Annotated in this window: 22 protein-coding genes; 3 read left to right on the plus strand and 19 right to left on the minus strand. The window is 61.0% G+C overall.

From position 1 onward, the window contains the following. Positions 1-61 precede the first annotated feature (61 nt). The 3 genes from GVK95_RS14090 to GVK95_RS14100 all read left to right on the plus strand — a co-directional run bounded on the left by GVK95_RS14090 (position 62) and on the right by GVK95_RS14100 (position 5553). Positions 62-1246, plus strand: a complete 1185-nt coding sequence (locus GVK95_RS14090) for an efflux RND transporter periplasmic adaptor subunit (RefSeq protein WP_159950655.1) — start codon at positions 62-64, stop codon at positions 1244-1246. 14 nt (positions 1247-1260) lie between these two features. Then, positions 1261-4563 carry an efflux RND transporter permease subunit gene (locus GVK95_RS14095; protein WP_159950657.1) on the plus strand — a complete coding sequence of 1101 codons (3303 nt, stop codon included), beginning with the start codon at positions 1261-1263 and terminating at the stop codon, positions 4561-4563. Positions 4564-4878: 315 nt separating this feature from the next. After that, on the plus strand, positions 4879-5553 hold the full coding sequence (locus tag GVK95_RS14100) for a Crp/Fnr family transcriptional regulator (RefSeq protein WP_200844287.1): 675 nt from the start codon (positions 4879-4881) through the stop codon (positions 5551-5553). Between the two features lie 21 nt (positions 5554-5574). Here the strand turns inward: GVK95_RS14100 and ureG are convergent, their stop codons facing one another. The 19 genes from ureG to urtB form a co-directional block, all read right to left on the minus strand. Further along, positions 5575-6186 (minus strand): urease accessory protein UreG, encoded by a 612-nt coding sequence (ureG, locus tag GVK95_RS14105; RefSeq protein ID WP_159950661.1) that lies wholly within the window; start codon positions 6184-6186, stop codon positions 5575-5577. A 71-nt stretch (positions 6187-6257) separates the two neighbouring features. Next, the gene (locus tag GVK95_RS14110) at positions 6258-6944 is read right to left on the minus strand and encodes an urease accessory UreF family protein (protein WP_200844288.1); all 687 of its coding nucleotides are present in this window, start codon (positions 6942-6944) and stop codon (positions 6258-6260) included. Further along, entirely contained in the window at positions 6937-7395 is a 459-nt protein-coding gene (ureE, locus tag GVK95_RS14115) for an urease accessory protein UreE (protein WP_159950663.1), read from the minus strand. The genes GVK95_RS14110 and ureE overlap by 8 nt, the downstream gene beginning before the upstream one ends. A 65-nt stretch (positions 7396-7460) precedes the next feature. Continuing rightward, positions 7461-8318 (minus strand): GGDEF domain-containing protein, encoded by an 858-nt coding sequence (locus GVK95_RS14120; RefSeq protein WP_159950665.1) that lies wholly within the window; start codon positions 8316-8318, stop codon positions 7461-7463. A 412-nt stretch (positions 8319-8730) separates the two neighbouring features. Continuing rightward, a complete protein-coding gene (locus tag GVK95_RS14125; RefSeq protein ID WP_159950667.1) occupies positions 8731-9270 on the minus strand; it encodes a peroxiredoxin in 540 nt (179 codons plus the stop codon). Positions 9271-9439: 169 nt separating this feature from the next. Beyond that, positions 9440-10114, minus strand: a complete 675-nt coding sequence (locus tag GVK95_RS14130; RefSeq protein ID WP_280178075.1) for a TIGR02117 family protein — start codon at positions 10112-10114, stop codon at positions 9440-9442. Positions 10115-10122: 8 nt separating this feature from the next. Next, complete coding sequence (ureC, locus tag GVK95_RS14135; protein ID WP_159950669.1) at positions 10123-11832, minus strand: urease subunit alpha; 1710 nt, start codon at positions 11830-11832, stop codon at positions 10123-10125. Between the two features lie 4 nt (positions 11833-11836). Beyond that, a complete protein-coding gene (locus GVK95_RS14140; protein WP_159951006.1) occupies positions 11837-12466 on the minus strand; it encodes a glycosyltransferase family 29 protein in 630 nt (209 codons plus the stop codon). A gap of 30 nt (positions 12467-12496) precedes the next feature. Then, a complete protein-coding gene (locus tag GVK95_RS14145; protein WP_159950671.1) occupies positions 12497-12913 on the minus strand; it encodes a lysozyme inhibitor LprI family protein in 417 nt (138 codons plus the stop codon). A gap of 21 nt (positions 12914-12934) precedes the next feature. Continuing rightward, positions 12935-13291: a GFA family protein gene (locus GVK95_RS14150; protein WP_159950673.1), complete on the minus strand. Its 357-nt coding sequence runs from the start codon at positions 13289-13291 to the stop codon at positions 12935-12937. Between the two features lies 1 nt (position 13292). Further along, entirely contained in the window at positions 13293-13598 is a 306-nt protein-coding gene (locus GVK95_RS14155) for an urease subunit beta (RefSeq protein ID WP_159950684.1), read from the minus strand. Between the two features lie 19 nt (positions 13599-13617). After that, the gene (locus tag GVK95_RS14160; RefSeq protein ID WP_159950686.1) at positions 13618-13875 is read right to left on the minus strand and encodes a DUF1272 domain-containing protein; all 258 of its coding nucleotides are present in this window, start codon (positions 13873-13875) and stop codon (positions 13618-13620) included. Between the two features lie 8 nt (positions 13876-13883). Next, complete coding sequence (locus GVK95_RS14165) at positions 13884-14186, minus strand: urease subunit gamma (RefSeq protein WP_159950688.1); 303 nt, start codon at positions 14184-14186, stop codon at positions 13884-13886. Positions 14187-14208: 22 nt separating this feature from the next. Next, positions 14209-15027 (minus strand): urease accessory protein UreD, encoded by an 819-nt coding sequence (locus tag GVK95_RS14170; RefSeq protein WP_159950690.1) that lies wholly within the window; start codon positions 15025-15027, stop codon positions 14209-14211. Next, positions 14970-16103 carry a polyhydroxybutyrate depolymerase gene (locus GVK95_RS14175; protein ID WP_159950692.1) on the minus strand — a complete coding sequence of 378 codons (1134 nt, stop codon included), beginning with the start codon at positions 16101-16103 and terminating at the stop codon, positions 14970-14972. The genes GVK95_RS14170 and GVK95_RS14175 overlap by 58 nt, the downstream gene beginning before the upstream one ends. Before the next feature lie 122 nt (positions 16104-16225). After that, positions 16226-16921: an urea ABC transporter ATP-binding subunit UrtE gene (urtE, locus tag GVK95_RS14180; RefSeq protein ID WP_159950694.1), complete on the minus strand. Its 696-nt coding sequence runs from the start codon at positions 16919-16921 to the stop codon at positions 16226-16228. Between the two features lie 2 nt (positions 16922-16923). Beyond that, entirely contained in the window at positions 16924-17751 is an 828-nt protein-coding gene (gene urtD, locus GVK95_RS14185; RefSeq protein ID WP_244618771.1) for an urea ABC transporter ATP-binding protein UrtD, read from the minus strand. 4 nt (positions 17752-17755) lie between these two features. Then, positions 17756-18925, minus strand: coding sequence for an urea ABC transporter permease subunit UrtC (urtC, locus tag GVK95_RS14190; RefSeq protein ID WP_159950696.1), 1170 nt, complete (start codon positions 18923-18925; stop codon positions 17756-17758). Next, a complete protein-coding gene (gene urtB, locus GVK95_RS14195) occupies positions 18922-20535 on the minus strand; it encodes an urea ABC transporter permease subunit UrtB (RefSeq protein ID WP_159950698.1) in 1614 nt (537 codons plus the stop codon). The genes urtC and urtB overlap by 4 nt, the downstream gene beginning before the upstream one ends. Positions 20536-20684: the final 149 nt, after the last annotated feature.

Below are 20684 nucleotides of genomic sequence, written 5' to 3' on the forward strand. Positions count from 1 at the left end.
CGATTGTGATCGCGCTGCGTACTATGAGCTAGATCTGCGACATATTTTTTGGAAGGTACCCATGCTGCGAAATACGAGCGCCACATCAATTCTGTTGGCCGCCACACTCTCCTTGTCCGGCACGATTGCTTTTGCGCAAGAACCGGCAGCGCCTGCAGCGACGCCGAATTTGCCCGCCATCGTGGTGACGACAGCCAAAAGTCGCGACCTAACGGACCGGATTGTCGCGACAGGTACGGTCAAGGCAGAAGAGGAAGTCTATGTCCAGCCCCAGGTCGAAGGCCTGCTGACCAAGACGCTCGAAGCCGATGTTGGTGACACGGTTGCCCAGGATGCCGTGGTTGCACGGCTGAATGATGACAGCCTACTCCTCGAAAAAAGCCAGCTGATTGCCAACAAGGCGAAGGCCGAAGCCGGGCTTGCGCAATACCGCGCCCAGTTGATCGAGGCCGAGGCCAGTGCCAAGGATGCGCAGCGCCAGTTCGAGCGCGCCACCCGCCTGAGCAAGACCGGCACGGTATCGACGTCACAACTCGAACAGGCCGAAACGACGCTCGCGAGTGCGAATGCAAAGGCTGAAACGGCCCGTCAGGCGATCACTGTCGCACAGGCCGACGTCACCGTGGTCGAAAGTCAGATCAACGATATCGATCTGAAACTGGCGAGAACGGACGTCAAGTCACCGGTCGCCGGCACCATTGCCGCCCGTAATGCCCGCATCGGCGCCATTGCCAGCGGCGCAGGCGAGCCGCTCTTCACCGTGATCCGCGACGGCCAGATCGAACTGATCGCCGACGTGTCCGAAAACGAGATCCTCCGCCTGAAGCTGGGCCAGAAGGCCCTGATCACTGTCAGCGGCAGCGCTGAGAAGCTGACCGGCTCGGTCCGCCTCGTTTCGCCTGTCATCGATGCACAGACCCGCCTTGGCGCCGTGCATATTGCCATCGACAATGACGGCGCAGCCCGTGCCGGCATGTACGGCACCGCCGACATCGTCATCAACGAGGCCGCAGGCATCGCCCTTCCGCTCTCGGCAATCACCACCGCCAAGGGTGAAACCACCACACGCATCGTCGAGGATGGCGTCGTCAAACTGGTCACGATCGAGACCGGCATTCAGGACGGCGCCTATATCCAGGTGGTCAAGGGATTGAAGGAAGGCGACCGCGTCGTTGCCAAGGCCGGCGCGTTCGTGCGCGACGGTGACCGCATCAAGCCGGTCGATGACAGCACCGTTTCCAACTGAGAGGCACGCAGGCTATGAATTTTTCCGCCTGGTCCATACGAAATCCGATCGCGCCGATTCTGGCCTTCTTCCTGCTGATGGTGGTGGGCATCCAGTCCTTCATCGCCTTGCCGATCACGCGCTTCCCCAATATCGACGTGCCGCTGGTGGCTATCACCGTCACCCAGAGTGGCGCGTCCCCGTCCGAGCTGGAAACACAGGTCACCAAGGAAGTCGAAGACGCGGTGGCATCGATCACAGGCGTCGACGAAATCACCTCGACCGTCACCGACGGCCAGTCGCAGACGCTTGTCATGTTCCGCATGGAAGTACCGACCGAACAGGCAGTGCAGGACGTCAAGGACGCGATCGACCAGATCCGCGGCGACCTTCCGGCAACGGTGGACGAGCCGATCGTCACCAAGATCGATGTCGAGGGCCAGGCGATCCAGAGCTTCGCGGTCTCCGCCCCGAACATGAACATCGAGGAAATCTCCTGGTTTGTCGATGATACGATCAAGCGCGCGCTTCAGGGCCAACCCGGCATCGGTCGCGTCGACCGCTATGGTGGCGCCGACCGTGAAATCCGTATCGAACTCGATCCAAACCGCCTCAACGCGCTTGGCGTGACCGCCGCCGATATCAGCAGCCAGCTGCGCGGCACCAATGTCGATCTCGGCTCCGGCCGCGGTCAGGTCGCCGGCGCCGAACAGTCGATCCGCACGCTTGGCGACAGCCGTGATGTTGCAAGCCTGAAGAACACCACGATCGCGCTCAGCAATGGCCGCTTCGTCAAGCTGTCCGACCTGGGTACGATCAAGGACACCTACGAGGAACAGAAATCCTTCGCCCGCTTCGACGGCAAACCCGTCGTCACCTTCGCCGTTTTCCGTGCAAAGGGTGCCAGCGAAGTGACCGTCGCGGAAACCGTCGCCGAAAGCCTCGCCAAGGTTCGGGCAGAAAATCCCGACGTAGCGATCGAGATGATCGATGATTCCGTCTACTTCACCTATGGCAACTACGAAGCCGCCATGCACACGTTGATCGAAGGCGCGATCCTCGCCGTCATCGTCGTGTTCATCTTCCTGCGCAACTGGCGTGCCACCCTGATTTCCGCTGTCGCGCTGCCACTATCCGCGATCCCGACCTTCTGGATCATGGGCATGATGGGCTTCTCGCTGAACCTCGTCAGCTTCCTCGCCCTGACGCTGGCAACCGGCATTCTGGTCGATGACGCGATCGTCGAGGTGGAAAACATCGCCCGGCATATCAAGATGGGCAAGACACCCTACCGGGCGGCGATCGAGGCTGCGGACGAAATCGGCCTCGCTGTCATCGCCACCACATTCACCATCATCGCCGTCTTCGTGCCGGTCTCCTTCATGCCCGGCATTCCAGGCCAGTATTTCATCCAGTTCGGCCTGACGGTTGCCTTCTCGGTCTTCTTCTCGCTGATGGTTGCGCGCCTCATCACCCCGCTGATGGCCGCCTATCTGATGCGTGCCGAAGACGCGATGGACGACCATCACGACAACGACAGCACCTTCCTGAAGGGCTATACGCGCGTCGTCCGCCTGACCACCAGCCATTGGTACAGCCGCTATGCCACGCTGGCCGCAGCCATCGCCTTCCTGATCGGCTCGCTTGCACTTCTCTCCCAGGTTCCGGGGAGTTTCCTGCCGCCGGAAGACGCGGGCCGTATCGTCATCTCCGTCGAACTGCCGCCGAATGCGACGCTCGCCGAAACCGAGCGCAAGACCGACCAGATCCATGCAGCACTGGCGGATATCGACGACATCTCCAGCATCTTCGTCCTCGGCGGCGCCTCGCCCAAGGGCGATATGGAACTCCGCCGCGCCAGCATTACCTTGAACCTCGACCGCATCGAGCACTCACTCGTCAAGACGCTGGTCAACAAGGGCCTGGGCGGCTTGCCGCTGATCGGCCAATTCATGCCGAAGATGGAAGTCCATGGCCGTATCCGTCCGCAGTGGGAGATCGAGGAAGAGGTTTTCGCAAGACTTGCGCCGATCGCCGATATCCGGGTCCTCAAGCTCAATGACCGCGGCGAGCGCGACATTGCCTTCAACTTCCTCTCGAAGAACGAGGAAGAACTGAACGAGGCCGTCGCCATTCTCGAAGCCAAGCTGCGCACCCTGCCGGAACTGGCCAATGCCAGCGCCGAAGGTGCCCTGCCCCGGCCTGAACTGCAGATCCGACCGCGTTCGGATGAAGCGGCACGGCTTGGCATCACCGCCGAGCAGATTGCCCAGACTGTCCGGGTCGCAACCATCGGCGACATCGACGCGGCCCTGCCAAAAATCGCCCTCGACAACCGCCTGATCCCGATTCGGGTCCAGGCCTCACTCGACCTCCGGACAGATCTCGCCGCCATCCGTGCACTGAAAATCCGCACGTCGACCGGCCAGGCCGTACCGCTTTCGAGTGTCGCCGATATCGATTATTCGGAAGGCGTCAGTTCGATCAAACGCAATGACCGCAACCGGTTCGTCACGATCGGTGCCGGTCTGCCGCAGGGTGTTGCCCTCGATACGGCGACAGCAGCCTTCCGCAACGCGGTGGACAATGCCAACCTGCCCGCCTCTGTGCGTCTCGCCGAGAGCGGCGACGCCAAGATCCAGGCGGAGATGCAGCAGAGCTTCCTCAATGCCATGCTGCTCGGCGTGCTGCTGGTGCTGACCGTTCTCATCCTGCTGTTCAAGGATGTGATCCAGCCGTTCACCATCCTCTTCTCGCTGCCGCTGGCCATCGGCGGCGTGGCGGTCGGCCTGATCGTCACCAACAATGCGCTGTCCATGCCGGTCTTGATCGGCATCCTGATGCTGATGGGGATCGTGACCAAGAACGCCATCCTGCTGGTCGATTTCGCCATCGAAATGCGCCACCGCGGCATGGATCGCCTGGAAGCCATGGTGGAAGCCGGCCGCAAGCGCGCCCGGCCGATCATCATGACCTCCATCGCCATGTCAGCGGGCATGCTGCCGTCGGCGCTCGGCGTCGGTGAAGGCGGATCCTTCCGTGCCCCGATGGCGATTGCCGTCATCGGCGGCATCATCGTTTCGACGGTGCTGAGCCTCGTGGTCGTGCCGGCCTTCTTCCTGATCCTCGACGACCTGTCGCGTCTGCTGAGCCGGATCTTCAGCCGCCTTGTCGGCAAGAAGGAACAGGAGGTCGAACCGCTGAGCTCGGAGAACCTGACGATCGCCGTTGCCGAACTGTATGACCGGGTTTCTGCGGTGGAGCGCAGCAGCACGCCTGCCAACCGGCGCAGCGAGAGCAACAATATCGTCACCCTGCCGCCTTTGGCCGCCGAATAAGCGAACGGGAAAGAAACGAGAGAGAGAAGCCGGCGCCGCCCGGCTTTTTTCATGCATGTCCCGCTGAATTTTAGCAGAACCTTGAACGTCGCTTGATCGAAATCAAATCGAGTTCCACCCAAGTGTCATAGATTGCACGCGCTGAGAGAATGATCTGCTTGTTTCTCGTCACTTGCCCGTCGGACGCATGCCGTGGATAAGGACGAGAGGATTGACGAAGCTGGCCATTGAACCGGAACCGGGCCATTTCGACCCGCCGGATCGGGGGTAGGTTTTGCCTGGCAGAAGCCATGGGAGTGCGGGACTGTGAACAAGATGCTGAGATTGAACGCGAGAGACAAGAACACACTGCTGCGAACGTCTTTTCTGGCGACGCTTGGCCCTTCTGCTTTGGCCGGCATGCTGGAGATCATCAATGTCACGAATGTTGAAGCGCGTGATGTGCTGTTCCGCGAGGGTGAGCCGGCCGAGTTCTTCTACTGCGTACTCAGCGGCTATGTCCGGCTGTATCGGCTGAACAAGGATGGCCGAGAGGCGGATATCCGCATCTGCGGCCCCGGCGACGTTTTCTCCGAATGCCTTCTGCCCATGGGCGATCGCTATCTTTACAACGCCCAGGCTGCCGACACTGCGACATTGGGTCGTTTCGACCTGCAAAAGGTTCGCCAACTGGCCGAGGTGGAAAAGGACGTGGCCAAATCCATCATCCGCAGCCTGTCCGACCATCTGCGCACCACGATGGATTGCATCGCCAATGACCGGCTGCAGACAGCCCCGCAACGGGTTGCCCACTATCTGTTGTCGACCTGCGAAAAGGAGGGTGGCCCGGTCTCGATCCGCCTGCCTTTCCAGAAAAGCCTTCTGGCCGGAAAGCTCGGCCTTGCGCCCGAAGCCCTGTCGCGCGCCTTCTCGACCTTGCGGCGCGCTGGCGTCACCGTCCGCGGCCGTACCATCCAGATTACCGACGTGACCGCATTGAAGCAGATCTGATCGGGGTTAGAGCAACGGCGCTCAGAGCCCGCCGCTCTCCTGCAGAAACCGGACGACACGCTCCACACCGGCGCCGCGCTTGAGGTCGGTGAACACGAATGGGCGCTGCGAACGCATCCGGTCGGCATCGCGCTCCATTACCTCTAGATCGACGCCGACATGCGGCGCGAGGTCGGTCTTGTTGATGATCAGCAGATCGGACCGCGTGATGCCCGGACCGCCCTTGCGCGGGATTTCTTCGCCCTGACAGACGGAAATCACATAGAGCGTGATGTCGGCGAGATCCGGCGAGAAAGTTGCGGCAAGATTGTCGCCGCCCGATTCGATGAAGACGATGTCCAGATCCGGGATCCGCGCGTTCAGGTCGGCAATCGCGCGCAGATTGATCGAGGCATCCTCGCGGATCGCCGTATGCGGACAGCCACCCGTTTCCACGCCCACGACACGATCCGACGAAAGTGCCTGCATGCGGATCAGCGCATCGGCATCTTCGCGCGTATAGATGTCATTGGTGACGACCGCGACGGAATACTGGTCGCGCATCGCCTTGCACAGCTTCTCCGTCAGCGCCGTCTTGCCGGAGCCGACCGGTCCGCCGATACCAACCCGAAGAGGACCATTGTTCGATTTCATCATGTCATTCCTGTCATTCCGCCCTCATCGGGCTTTGCTTTCCGGGCGATGCTCCCCGGGGCAGTGATTATCTAGGATTGGAAAAGTCTCGAATATTGTGTCTCGTGCCGCATGCTGAGTGTCTCGGCAATGATCGAAGCACTGCCGAGATCATCGATCCCCATGCGCTCGATCGCATCGATGCTGCCAAGAATATCGGCCTCGATCTCGGCAATCAGCGCCACGCCCTGCGTTTGGCCGATCACGCTCAGGCGGATCGCAACGGAAATCAACTGGCTGACCTGCGCCTGCAGGAAAGCGGCAACTGCGTCTCCGGCAGAAACTCCATGCGCCGCAGCCACGGCGCCAACCGCAACACTGTAGACCGCGGAACCCGTCAGCGTTTCCAGAACCGGATGCGGCCATGCGCGGGCGGCCATCACGAATGCTTCGCCCTGGCGAACGATTTCGGCATGGCGCTCGGCCGACCCAGCCAATGCCGACGCCAGCGCCAGCACCTCACGCAGCGCCGCGTCGTCGGCAGAGTGCCGATGCCCTTCGACCAGCAGGATCGCATCGTTGCGCAAGCCGCCATCGGCAAGCAGCAGACGCAGCCAGCGCGACAGATCATCCCTGTTGGCGATGTGTCCCTCGACGATAGCGCTCTCCAGTCCGCCGGAATAGGCAAAACCGCCGACCGGAAAGGCCGGCGACAACCACGCCAGAAGCCGAAGCAATCCCCGCCTCGGCGATGCGTCGGAGCGAGACTGCTCAGCCATGGCCTTGACTATGGCCACCATGCGAATGATAGGCGCCGCGCACCGGCTGGAATGGCTCGATCACTTCGGTGACCGTCGCGCCAAGGCCGATCAGCATGTCCCGGATGACATGGTCGCGCTGGATCAGGATGCGCTCACGCTCGATCTGGGCGGCCAGGTGACGATTGCCGAGATGCCAGGCAAGTTCGATGAGATGCTGGCTATCACGCGGCCGAATGTCGAAAAGCCTCTCCTCGGCTGCCTTCACCTCGATCGACGTGCCGTCCTCAAGCATCAGCCGGTCGCCGTCGGCGAGAGACACCGGCTCCTTGAGGTCGAGCATGACCATTTCGCCATCGTCGAGATGCAGAAGCTTGCGCCGGAGATGACGTTCGTCATGGGCAAGCACGACCGTTCCCTCCGGCTGGGCCGCCATCGATCCGGCTGGTATGATGGAAGTGGCTCGCTGCATGAAATCTCCGAATTGGCTGTTTTTTGAACCATGCACAAGACGAAGGCAGTCGGCAAGATTGATCTTCAGCTACGCATCGGAACCGCACCGAAAACAGCGCGGGCGTAGCCGGTTTCTTCCGCCGTTTCGCGCGGATCGTCGAGGGGCATCGACTGCTCGTGCAACACGCGATCACGGCCCTCGCCCTTGGCGAGATAAAGCGCATTGTCGGCTCGCGCATAGACGCATTCGGAACGCCGATCGACGACAAACTCGGCAATACCGGCCGAAATGGTCACCGAGACGATATGGCCCTCGCAATCAATGCCGCGCGACCCGACCAGCATGCGCGCACGCTCGACCAGAGCCAGTCGCTGGGCAAGACCGCCGCCGCAGATGATCACACCGAATTCCTCACCACCGAGCCGCGCCACGACGTGGCAATCGTGAAAAACCTCACGCAGAATGTCGGAGACACCGCGAATGACCATGTCGCCGGCATGGTGGCCGAAGCGGTCATTGATCGCCTTGAACCGATCGATATCGATGATCGCCAGCGATGCCTCGCCCTGCACCGAATCAACGGCATCGTTGAAGGCGCGGCGGTTCGCAAGGCCGGACAAAGCATCCGTCTGACTCAGACGTTCGAACTCGGCGCGCGACACAGCCAGATCGCGAATGACGCCTCCGGTGACCAGTGCAAGCGCACCGGAAACGGCGCCGCCAAACAGCCACGAAAACGTCACCGACAGCTTGACCGCCTCCGCGACGGAAAGCGTCAGAATGCCGAACGCATAAAGCAGCGGCAATCCCGCCAGACTGAAGATGCAGGCCAGGATCACTGCCCTGAAGCTCATCTTTGCGGCGAAACTCCAAATCGCGGCCCGGCTGTCGAAACTGCCGAGATCGATCTGTAGGGATAGCCATTTGCCGATGAAATTCACGAGTCGCTCCTCGTCCGCTCTGCAATAATCGAATAGGGGGCTAATCTTCCCCAATCGCTAACCAAATCGTTAAAATACAACCAGTCGCGCAAATGAAATCAAGACACCCGAAAATGGTCCGGAACCCAACTTATAGGGGCGCTTTATCGGCGCGCGGCGCAACCGACAGCAGTGACTTTTTTTGGATTTACCCGAGATTTAATGCGTTTTTTCAGGCACTGTGGCGTTTTGCCTCGACCCGGCACACAGCATGCATGCACACGAAGATTTGCAGATGGGCACAATCAGAAAGTGTCTAATTCATTAACCCATGGCATGGCCAAACAACCACCCAGAGGTTGTATGCACTTCAACAAAAAAAGGCCCGGCGATGCCGGGCCATTGGATTTTCCAACCTGCGAAATTGTCGCCGTTAAGCAGCCTGCTTCGCCTTCAGCTTCTCCATGATGTTCTGGGGCGAAGAAACACCATAGGGATCGCTATCGCAATTGTCGCAGTAGCCCTCCTCTTCAAACCACTGCTCGACCACGCCATTGGCGATGATCGCGGCATAGCGCCATGAGCGCAGACCGAAGCCGACATTGTCCTTGCGCACCAGCATGCCCATCTTGCGGGTAAACTCGCCGGAACCATCCGGGATCAGCTTGACGTTTTCCAGACCCTGGCTCTTGCCCCAGGCATTCATCACGAAAGCGTCGTTGACCGAGATGCAATAGATCTCGTCGATGCCTTCAGCCTGGAAATCGGCATGCATCTTTTCGAAGTCCGGCAGCTGGAAAGTCGAGCATGTCGGCGTAAACGCCCCCGGCAGCGAAAACAGGATGACGCGTTTGCCGGTAAAATAGTCGGCGGAATTGACGTCCTGCCAACGGAACGGGTTGGCGCCACCGACGGCTTCGTCGCGAACGCGGGTACGGAAAGTTACGTCGGGCACTTTGCGGCCAATAAGCATGGTTCGGATCTCCTGTCTGAGCCGGCGCGCGCACGTGTTGGGAGCAAGTGGCGCACCATTGAAATAGCAGGTCAGACCTAGCCCAGGAACCAGTGCAATGCAGCATGCAATCGCGATTTCAACATGCCCGCATAGCAGCCATGCGTTGGGCGAATGCGCTAATTCAACCTCACTGCAGCAGGCTCAGTGACCAGCCCAGCATCTGCGGCAGCGGCGTCCACCAGCCTGTGCGAATGCCCGCCGCACGCAAGCTGGATGCTGTCCAGGTATTGCAGCCGAGCAACGCATTGAAGGCACCATTGGCCTCGAAGAAAGCATCCGTGGTTCCATAGCCCACACCATCGATCACCCGCATCCGCCCATCCTTGCGGGCAAAGCTCGCCCGAACATGATCGAGCAGTCGCCGATAGCCGGTCTCGGTGATCGACAGCCGTCTGGCAAAGGGCGCGTCGTCCGCAATCGCCCCGGCCAGATCGAGATGCAGAACGGACCGATCGACCGTCAACGCCTTCAGCACCGGCAGCGGCTTCAGTTCGCCCCAGGTCGGAGTTTCGATATAGAAGGCGCGGCCGCCCCAGCCGACGACCAGATAGGCCGCATGCGGATTGCCGATGTCAAAACCGTGGTCGGCAAGCTCGGCAAACTCCGCCCGGAGATCGTCATCGAGCGGAAGTGCGATATCGGTGTGAATGGCATTGGCCAACAGCAGGAACTGCCGCGAACCGGCCTCGCCGGCGGCTTCCGACCGACCCAGCAAAGGACGCGGCACGAACACCCCAAGAACAAGCAGCATCAGGATCACAACAATCCCGCCACCGAACCATTTCAATATGCGGTGCAAGATCCCGGCGATCAGAACAGGAAATAGCGCTGCGTCATCGGCAACTCTGTCGCCGGCTCGCAGGTGAGCAACTCACCATCGGCGCGCACCTCATAGGTTTCCGGATCGACCTCGATATGCGGTGTCAGGTCATTGTGGATCATCGACGCCTTGGAAATCCCGCCACGAACGTTCTTGACGGCAAGCAGTTTCTTCGCCACTCCGAGACGACGCGCGAGGCCGGCATCAATCGACGCCTGGCTGACGAAGGTGACGGAGGAATTTGTCCGGAGCTTGCCATAGGCGGCAAACATCGGCCGGTAATGCATCGGCTGCGGTGTCGGGATCGAGGCATTCGGATCGCCCATTGGCGCGGCTGCAATCGAGCCGCCGAGCAGGACCATTTCCGGCTTCACGCCAAAGAAGGCCGGCGACCACAGCACCAGGTCGGCGCGTTTGCCGACCTCGACCGAACCGATCTCATGGCTGAGACCATGGGCGATTGCCGGGTTGATCGTATATTTTGCGATATAGCGCTTGACCCGAAAATTGTCATTGTCGCCGGTTTCCTGTGACAGCTGGCCACGCTGGCGCTTCATCTTGTCGGCCGTCTGCCAGGTGCGGATAGCGACCTCGCCGACCCGACCCATCGCCTGGCTGTCCGACGAGATGATCGAAAACGCGCCGATATCATGGAGAATGTCTTCCGCCGCGATCGTTTCCTTGCGGATACGGCTTTCGGCAAAGGCGATGTCTTCCGGGATCGACGACGACAGGTGGTGGCAAACCATCAGCATGTCGAGATGCTCGGCGACAGTATTGACCGTATAGGGTCGGGTCGGATTGGTCGATGACGGGATGACATTCTGCTGGCCGCAGATCTTGATGATATCGGGTGCATGGCCACCGCCCGCCCCTTCCGTGTGGAAGGCGTGGATCGTGCGGCCCTTGATGGCGCCGATTGTGTCTTCGACGAAGCCGCTTTCGTTGAGCGTATCGGTGTGGATCATCACCTGCACGTCATACTGGTCGGCAACGGTCAGGCAGTTGTCGATCGCGGCCGGCGTCGTGCCCCAGTCCTCATGCAGCTTGAGCGACGAGGCTCCAGCGAGGATCATCTCCTCCAGCGGTGCCGGCAGCGAAGCATTGCCCTTGCCGGCCAGCGCCAGGTTCATCGGAAAGGCGTCGAAGCTCTCGATCATCCGCTCGATATGCCAGGCACCGGTACATGTCGTGGCAAGCGTCCCATGGGCAGGACCCGAACCGCCGCCGAGCATGGTCGTAATGCCGCTCATCAGGGCCTCTTCGATCTGCTGCGGGCAGATGAAGTGGATATGCGCATCCATGCCGCCAGCCGTTAGAATACGGCCCTCGCCGGCAATCGCCTCGGTCGACGGACCGACGATGATGGTGACGCCCGGCTGGGTATCCGGGTTACCGGCCTTGCCGATCGCATGGATCCGCCCGTCCTTCAGGCCCACATCGGCCTTGTAGATGCCGGAATGGTCGACGATCAGGGCGTTGGTGATCACAGTGTCGACAGCCCCTTCTGCCCGTGTCGCCTGGCTCTGGCCCATGCCGTCACGGATCACCTTGCCACCGCCGAATTTCACTTCCTCGCCATAGATGGTGAAGTCCTTCTCCACCTCGATGAAGAGCTCGGTATCGGCCAGCCGCACCTTGTCGCCGATCGTCGGTCCGAACATCGAGGCATAGGCGGCGCGAGACATTTTAAAGGACATGGCACTAGGCTCCTTGGGAGAGGGAGGATGCAGAAACAGGCTGAAGCCGCGTCAGGCGGCCGGCCGCAATATAACTTTCGATCAAGCGCTTCTCGGCCTCGAAGGGATGGCCGTCCCACCCGACATGGCTGAAACCGGCAAGCACGACATTGTCATTGGCATGTGCCGTGTCGGACAGGACAGCAGCGACCACCACCATGCCGCTGGATGGAACGACATAGGCTTCGGCCTGATGCTCGGCGAGCGCCGCATCGACCGCTTCATGCACCGCCGGCGAAATCACCCGGTAGCCTTTGCCGCGCGCTGCAGCGAAAGCCGCAAACTCCTGCGTATAGTCATCACAAAAGTCATCCAGTTCAGGATGGCTGACGGCAAGTGCCGCCTGCAATTCGGCAAACTTTTGCGGATGTCGCACCGACCAGATTTCAGATGCGGCCCGCACCGCTTCGCTGTCACGCCAGACCGGATCTGCCAGCATAGCGGCGGCCGGACGCCCGGTATTGCACAACGCCACCACATCCGTGCGCTGTCCGGCAACGCCAAAATTGCGACTGCCATTGAAGCGGATGACAAGATCGGCGGCATCAATCAGCGCGGCCGCATTGTCTGCGACCGGCCCGTTGCCGACGATCATCACCTTCCGTGCCCCTGCCATATCCGCCCTTCAGTTCCCGAAGACTTCGTTCAGGCTCTTCAATTCGTCCGTACGTTTACGCGTCAGATCCGCGAGGCACGAAGAAACCAGCAACGGCTGCGCGCTGCCGCCATCCATCGCGTGGCCGTCCAGTTCGCATTGCGCATCGCGGTATGCGAACCAGGCACGCTGGCTGGTGACAAGCTTCTTGGCCCCGTCTTTTTGCCCGCGCTCGGTGTCCACACTGTCCATCATCGCCTTGGTCAGCAGCCACTGGGCATTCAGCGCCTTGTCCGCGGCCTCGTAATCCTTGGCGGCGCAAAAATTCATGTCCATCTGGGTTTCGGCCTTGCTGCAGTCGACGTCGGGCGCATCTTCGCTGACCGCCGGTCCATCGACCAGCAGCACGCAACCACACAACATCGCCACCGCCAGGGACTTCACCACGACTTCCTCCCCTGCGTCGCCCTAATGCGACGCTCCGTCATAATGTTGCGAGGTCAGTGCGCGCGGATCGACACCGTCGAGGCAATTGACATTGACCGCCACCATCTTCGTACCGTCCGGCATGGCGCTATAGGCAAAGCTCTCGATGCCGCAGGTCTTGCAGAACTGATGCTCGATCGTCTTCTTGTTGAACAGGTATTCGGTGAGATTGTCCGCGCCCGATTTCAGCGTAAACACTTCGCGTGCAGCAAAGGCTAGCACGATACCCAGACGCTGACAGCGCGAGCAGTTGCAGGTCACAGTTTTGTCGAGGTCGGCATCGACCTCGAAGGAAACGGCGCCGCACTGGCAGCTGCCATGATAGTGCGCCACAGCCATCTCAGAGTTTCCCCATCACAAGCTGGCGGAAGCCATAGACTTCGCGATTGCCGCCGTAAGGGATCAGCGTCACCTGACGTTTCTGGCCCGGTTCGAAGCGCACGGCAGTGCCGGCCGGAATATCCAGCCGCATGCCGCGGGTCGGCTCCCGGTCGAAAACCAGCCCGGCATTGCTTTCGTAGAAATGATAGTGGCTGCCGACCTGAACGGGCCGGTCGCCGCTATTGGCCACCTCGATCGTCAGCGTCGGAAGGCCCACATTGAGTTCGATCTCGCCGCTGGCGGCAATGACTTCACCGGGGATCATCAGCTCTCTCCCTTTGTCCTCAGGCAGCCGACAGGGACTTACAGCCCTCGGCCTTCAAAACGCGTTTCGTCGATGCAGGATTGTTCACCAGCTTCGCCGCCGGACGAACCGGACGCCGCACCAGTTCGCCGCCGCAATTGGGGCAGAATCCGCCGAGCGTACCCGTCGCGCAATCGGTGCAGAACGTGCACTCGAAACTGCACATGACAGCATTCAGGCTTTCCGGCGGCAGATCCTTGTCGCAGCATTCGCAATTGGGCCGAAGTTCCAGCGCCATGTTGGATCCTATCGTATCGGTTCGTGAACGGTCACCAGCTTGGTACCGTCCGGGAAGGTCGCCTCGACCTGTACGTCGTGAATCATCTCGGCGATACCGCTCATCACCTGGTCACGAGTGATGACATGCGCACCCGATTCCATCAGTTCGGCGACAGGACGTCCGTCGCGTGCACCCTCGACGACGAAATCGGTGATCAACGCGATCGCCTCCGGATAGTTGAGCTTCACGCCCCGCTCCAGCCGCCGACGCGCGACGATGGCCGCCATGGCAATCAGCAATTTGTCTTTTTCCCTTGGCGTCAGATTCATGACCGCTCCACTATGCCTATCGTCAGAGATTCCAGACTTTCGGCACAGACGCGCCACCGCGCAAGGCCGAAATCATCGGGATCAGGGTTTTTCTCAAGGTGAATCCGTCTTCGGCCGCCACACGGGCAACAAGCTTGCCTTGCCAATGACTTGCGCCGCCCATTTTATCACCAATCAGGTCACGCAAGCGGCAAAGATAGGTCTCCGCCATCGGTCCGACATAGATCAGCGTAGCAAAAGCAACCCGCCCTGCAAGCACTGGCGCCTGAGCGACCAGACCGGCGACATCGCCCTCGAGTTTCAGATCTTCGGCATGCAGCAACTGCCCGCCACGGCGGATCCGCCAGCGGTCACGCACCAGGCCTGCGTTCATCGCCTCGCCCATGGCGCGGCGCCCAAGCAGGATCGCCTCGACCGCGACAAATTCGGCATCGGCGGCAAGATCGACCTCGAGCGTTCGGGTCAGCGACGCATTGTCGAACAGGATGCTTTCCTGCGGCAGCCAGTGAAAACGGGCGCCGCTCGCAACCTCGATCCGTGTGGTGATCCGGCCCGTGCCGGCAGAAGCCTTGTAGATCTTCTCGCAGGCCTGCGTCGTCGCCGTCACGAAACAGCCCGGCCCGGCGGTAAAATTCCAGTCGAACTGGTCGCCGCCCGTGACGCCTCCGGCGGTATTGATCGTCACCGCCTCAAGCTCATCGGTGAACGTGCGCGGCAAGCGGATCTTCGCCGCGCCCTCCTGATAAAGCTCGGCGATCCTTGTCCGGCCATCCAGCGACTTGGTTACAAGTCTCCCGACGCCGACGGCGCGTTGCTGTCTGCTTTGAGTGGCTGGCTGCACTTTGTCCCCTGGCCGCCTTCCTTGAGCGAGGCGGTGTTTTGTTCGTCCGGGCAAGCTGGCTTCAACGCGGCACCCGCGACAAGTTCACCACCCGAACCTCGGAAGAACTCCCACATTCTGTCGGTCGCATCAACCTCCCGGATCTTCTCTTCCCCGTTGTTGGAGGCAAGCCTGAAGCGAACCGTGCGCGCTGGCCACGCATGGTCGGCATTGGTGATCATGTAGGACATGACGCTGGTTCCGGCGCGGCAGCCGAGATAGGTCGAAACCTTGGCAGCTTCGCCGTCATCGACGCGTGGACGGCCGTTGCAGCCATTGAGTTCCGCCCAGCGGTTCAGCGCGACTTCGCCACCATAGCGCCAATAGGCCTTGCCGCCGCCGTCAAACGGATTGACGTGATCCTTCATGCCGGAAAAGGCGATGATCGACACCGGCCGCGATGGCTGACAGCTCTCGCGGCGCGGGCGCCAGACGCCGTTGTCCTGCTCTGGCGTGCCGGCACGAAGGCCCATGACGAAGCCCGCCGCGGAAAAATCGCCCAGGCCATCGCAGATATATTGCGACAGCATGCGGCCGCCGCCCGAATAGCCGGAGGCATAGATCTTGGCCGTGTCGACGCAAAAGGTTTCCTTGGCAAGCTTCACCGCATCACGGATGAAACCGATGTCATCGGCGCCCTCGGCCTTGGTCACGCCCGGCACGTTCCAGGCATGGGTGCGGGGCAATTCGCCATCAACGCTGCCGGCCAGCGCCATGACGATGAAACCTTCGCGCTCGGCAACTTCGTCCCAATGGCTGCGGGTCAGTTGCACCTGCGGATTGCTGTTGCTGCCGTGAAAATCAAAGACCAGCGGAACCTTGCGCTTGCCGCTGTAATTGGACGGGATGACATAGACCGCCGAGCGTTCCATCCCGCCCGACTGGATCGTCAAATCATGACGACCGGGCTCGAACGTTGCCCCGCAACCGGCAGCTTCTGCACCGACAGCAGTCAGACCAAGGAGAAAGAACCCCGATGCGACCCGGGCAACAATCTTGCCCGCCCGCGCGCGGTGATGAACCGTGCTGGTTGTCATGGCTATACCTTCTGTTCGCAGATGCGGGAAACCTACCACGCCTGACCTCAGCATCAACCCATCAGCCTTAACAAAACCTCAACACAGCCATGCACGAACGCACAATCGCTTTTCGATCTTCACTACACCGTCAGGTGCCGGCGTGCCTCGGGGGTATCGAGCGTTTCGGCCGCCCCCTGATGCACGATCTCGCCACGGTCCATGATATAGACATGGTCGGCGAGCTCGCGGCAGAAGTCGAGATACTGTTCGACCAGCAGGATCGCCATGCCGGTCGAATCCCGCAGATAGCGGATCGCCCGGCCGATATCCTTGATGATCGACGGCTGGATGCCTTCGGTCGGCTCATCCAACACCAGGATCTTCGGCCGCGTCACCATTGCCCGGCCGATGGCCAGCTGCTGCTGCTGGCCGCCCGATAGGTCGCCGCCACGACGCGATAGCATCGTATTGAGCACCGGAAACAGGCTGAAGATTTCGTCGGGAATATAGCGTTCCTTGCGGTCGAGCGGCGCATAGCCGGTCTCGAGGTTTTCCTTCACCGTCAGCAGCGGAAACACTTCGCGGCCCTGCGGCACATAACCGACCCCGGTCCGCGCCCGGTTGAACGGCGCCATGCCGTTCAGCTTGGTGCCGTTGAAGGTGATCGTACCGGCTGACACGGCGTGCTGGCCGGTCACGGCTCTGAGCAGCGACGACTTGCCGACGCCATTGCGTCCGAGCACACAGGTGATCTTGCCCATCTCGGCATTGATCGACACGCCCCGCAGCGCCTGAGCCGCACCGTAATGGAGATTGACGTTTTCGACTGTCAGCATGATCAGCGCCCCAGATAGTTTTCGATGACCTTCTGGTCACTCGAGACGAAATCGATAGAGCCTTCGGCCAGCACAGAACCTTCGGCAAGGCAGGTCACCTTGACGCCGAGGTCGCGGATGAAGCCCATGTCGTGTTCGACCACGACGACGGAACGGGTCTTGGCTATTTCCTTCAGCAGGATCGCGGTCTCCACCGTTTCCGCATCGGTCATGCCGGCCACCGGCTCGTCGACCAACAACAGCTTCGGCTCCTGCGCCAGCAGCATGCCGATCTCCAGCCACTGCTTCTGCCCATGCGAAAGATTGGCCGCCAGATCGTCGCGCCGACCGGTCAGGCGCACCGTTTCGAGGATCTCCTCGATGCGCGCCCTGTCGGCTGTCGTCAGAGTATAGAACAGCGTCGCAAACACGCCGCGCTTGCGGTTCAGCGCCAGCTCCAGATTGTCCCAGACCGTATGGCTTTCAAAGACCGTCGGTTTCTGGAACTTGCGGCCGATGCCGAGCTGGGCGATTTCCGCCTCGTCCTTCTTGGTCAGGTCGACCTTGCCACCGTCGAAAAACACATCGCCGCTATCGGGCCGCGTCTTGCCGGTGATGATATCCATCATCGTCGTCTTGCCGGCGCCGTTCGGGCCGATGATTGCCCTCAGTTCGCCCGGCTCTATGATGAAAGACAGCGAGTTCAGCGCCTTGAAGCCATCGAAGGAGACGGAAACACCGTTGAGATAGAGCAGGCTGCTGGTTGTCCTGCCCGGCGTCTGGCCCGGCGTCTGGCCCGGCGTCTGGCCCAGCGTCTGGCCCAGCGTCTGGTTTGTCGTCTGATCGCTCATGGCCTCACTCCGCCGCCACTGGGGTTGCCTGGGGTTTGGTATCGTTGGCCGCCGCGTCCCGGTCTGCCGCCTGACGGAAGTCCTTGCGCCGCGCCAGATAGGCCTGGACCGAGCCGACAATGCCCTTGGGCATGAACAGCGTCACGCCGATGAACAGGCCACCCAGCGCAAACAGCCAGAGTTCGGGGAAGGCACCGGTGAAATAGCTCTTGCCGACGTTGACGAGGATGGCGCCGATGATCGGGCCGATCAGCGTGCCGCGACCACCAACGGCCGTCCACACCACGACTTCGATCGAGTTGGCCGGCGCAAACTCGCCGGGATTGATGATGCCGACCTGCGGCACGAATAGGGCGCCGGCGATGCCCGCCATCATCGCCGAGACGACGAAGGTGAACAGCTTTATATTCTCCACCCGGTAGCCAAGGAAGCGCACCCGGCTTTCCGCATCGCGCACACCGACCAGCACCTTGCCGAATTTCGACCGGGTGATCGCCGAGGCAAACAGCAGGCACAGCGACAGCATGATCGCAGACAGGGCAAACAGCACCGCGCGGGTGCCATCGGCCTGCACGTTGAAGCCGAGGATTTCCTTGTAGTCCGTCAGGCCGTTATTGCCGCCGAAGCCCATGTCGTTGCGGAAGAAGGCAAGCAACAGCGCATAGGTCATCGCCTGGGTGATGATCGATAGATAAACGCCGTTGACGCGGGAGCGGAAGGCGAACCAGCCGAAGACGAAGGCAAGCAGGCCGGGCACGACCAGCACCATCAGCATGGCGAACGGGAAATAATTCATCCCGTGCCAGAACCACGGCAGTTCCTTCCAGTTGAGGAAGACCATAAAGTCCGGCAGCAGCGGATTGCCGTAGACGCCGCGCGAGCCGATCTGGCGCATCAGATACATGCCCATCGCATAACCGCCGAGCGCAAAGAAGGCGCCGTGGCCGAGCGAGAGGATGCCGCAATAGCCCCAGACCAGGTCAAGTGCCAGCGCCAGCAGCGCATAGCAAAGATACTTGCCCATCAGTGCCATGGCATAGGTCGGGATGTGGAAGAAACTGTCCGGCGAGGTCAGCAGATTGAGCGCCGGAACCAGCACGGCAATGCCGAGCAGAATGGCGATGGCAATGATGATCTTGCCTTCGAGTGCGCGCAGGATGAAGCCGGTAATCATGCTTCCACCGCCCTTCCCTTGAGCGCGAACAGGCCGCGCGGTCGTTTCTGAATGAAGAGAATGATCAGCACCAGCACGAGGATCTTGCCCAGGACGGCGCCGACGGATGGCTCGAGGAACTTGTTGAGAATGCCGAGCGACAGCGCGCCGACAAACGTACCCCAGAGATTGCCGACCCCGCCGAACACCACGACCATGAAACTGTCGATGATATAGGACTGGCCGAGGTTCGGAGAGACGTTGTCGATCTGGCTGAGCGCCACGCCGGCAATGCCGGCAATGCCCGATCCCAGGGCAAAAGTGAACGCATCGACCCAGGGCGTACGGATGCCCATCGACGATGCCATCCGGCGGTTCTGCGTCACCGCGCGCATCTGCAGGCCAAAGGCGGACCGCTTCATCAGGGCGAGCAGGGCAAAGAAGATCGTCAGCGAGAACAGCACGATCCACAACCGGTTCCAGGTAATCGTCAGGCCGCCGAGCGCAAACGAGCCGGACATCCACGACGGATTGCCGACTTCCTGGTTGGTCGGTCCGAAGATCGTGCGGATCGACTGTTGCAGGATCAGCGAAATGCCCCAGGTGGCAAGCAGCGTTTCCAGCGGCCGACCATAGAGGAAGCGGATGACGCCGCGCTCGATCACCAGACCGATCGCGCCGGTGACCAGGAACGCGACCGGCAGGGCGATCGCCAGCGACCAGTCGAACAGCGCCGGATAATTGGAGCGGATGACCTCCTGCACCATGAAGGTCGAATAGGCGCCGATCATCACCATCTCGCCATGCGCCATGTTGATGATGCCCATCACGCCGAAGGTGATGGCAAGGCCAATGGCGGCGAGAAGCAGCACCGAGCCGAGTGAAATGCCGTACCAGACATTCTGGCCCATGTCCCAGAACAGCAGGCCACCTTCGAGTTTCTTGATTGCCTTATCGAGGTCCGGCCTGAGGTCATCACCGATCGATGATGATACAGTCATCAGGATACCGATTGCCTCGCGGCCGCCGAGCGAAGCCACAGTGTCGATCGCGGCGCGCTTTTCCTCTGCCGACCTGTCGGAGGCCAGCAGCGACACCGCCCGCGCCTCTTCCATGCGGGATTTGACTTCCGTGTCGGTTTCCTTGGCCAGGGCTGTCTCGACGAGATCGAGATTCTCGGCGCTTGGGGATTGCAAAACCTGCTGTGCCGCCTGCAGGCGTACGGAGCGGTCCGGGCTCAAAAGCGTCAAGCCGCCAAGCGCGGAACGGATCGCGCGGCGCAGCGTGTTGTTGACCTTGATCTTGGTGAAGGCGCCCTTCGGCTCCTCGCCGGCGGCCTCGCCGGTCAGTGGATCGATGGCGGCGAAATTGCTGCCGGCGACCTTGGCGATAAAGACCGCGCCGTCGGATTTGCGGACGTAGAGATCACCTTCGGCAAACGCTTCCAGCATCGGCACGACCCGTGCATCGCCGGTTGCAGCGATCTTGCCGAGCAATTCTTCGGCCTGCTTGAAATTGGCCTTGGCCAGGCCATTGATCAGTTCTCTCGGATCGCTCTGCGCAAAGGAGGGCGCGGCGAAAGCCAGACTGCAACACGCGATAAAGACCTGGAGAAAAGTTCTAAAATTCATGAGATCGCCCCCTCATCCGCCTGCCGGCACCTTCTCCCGCCACACGGGACGAAGGATACGCACGACAATGCTGTAAATCCTTCCCCCGCCTCGAAGAGATACATCCCGGCGGGAGAAGGTTTGGGGGCGGTTACACCCCCTCCTGTTTC

Origin of the sequence: Rhizobium sp. 18065 (assembly GCF_902706095.1) — a bacterium.
Classification (GTDB): domain Bacteria; phylum Pseudomonadota; class Alphaproteobacteria; order Rhizobiales; family Rhizobiaceae; genus Allorhizobium.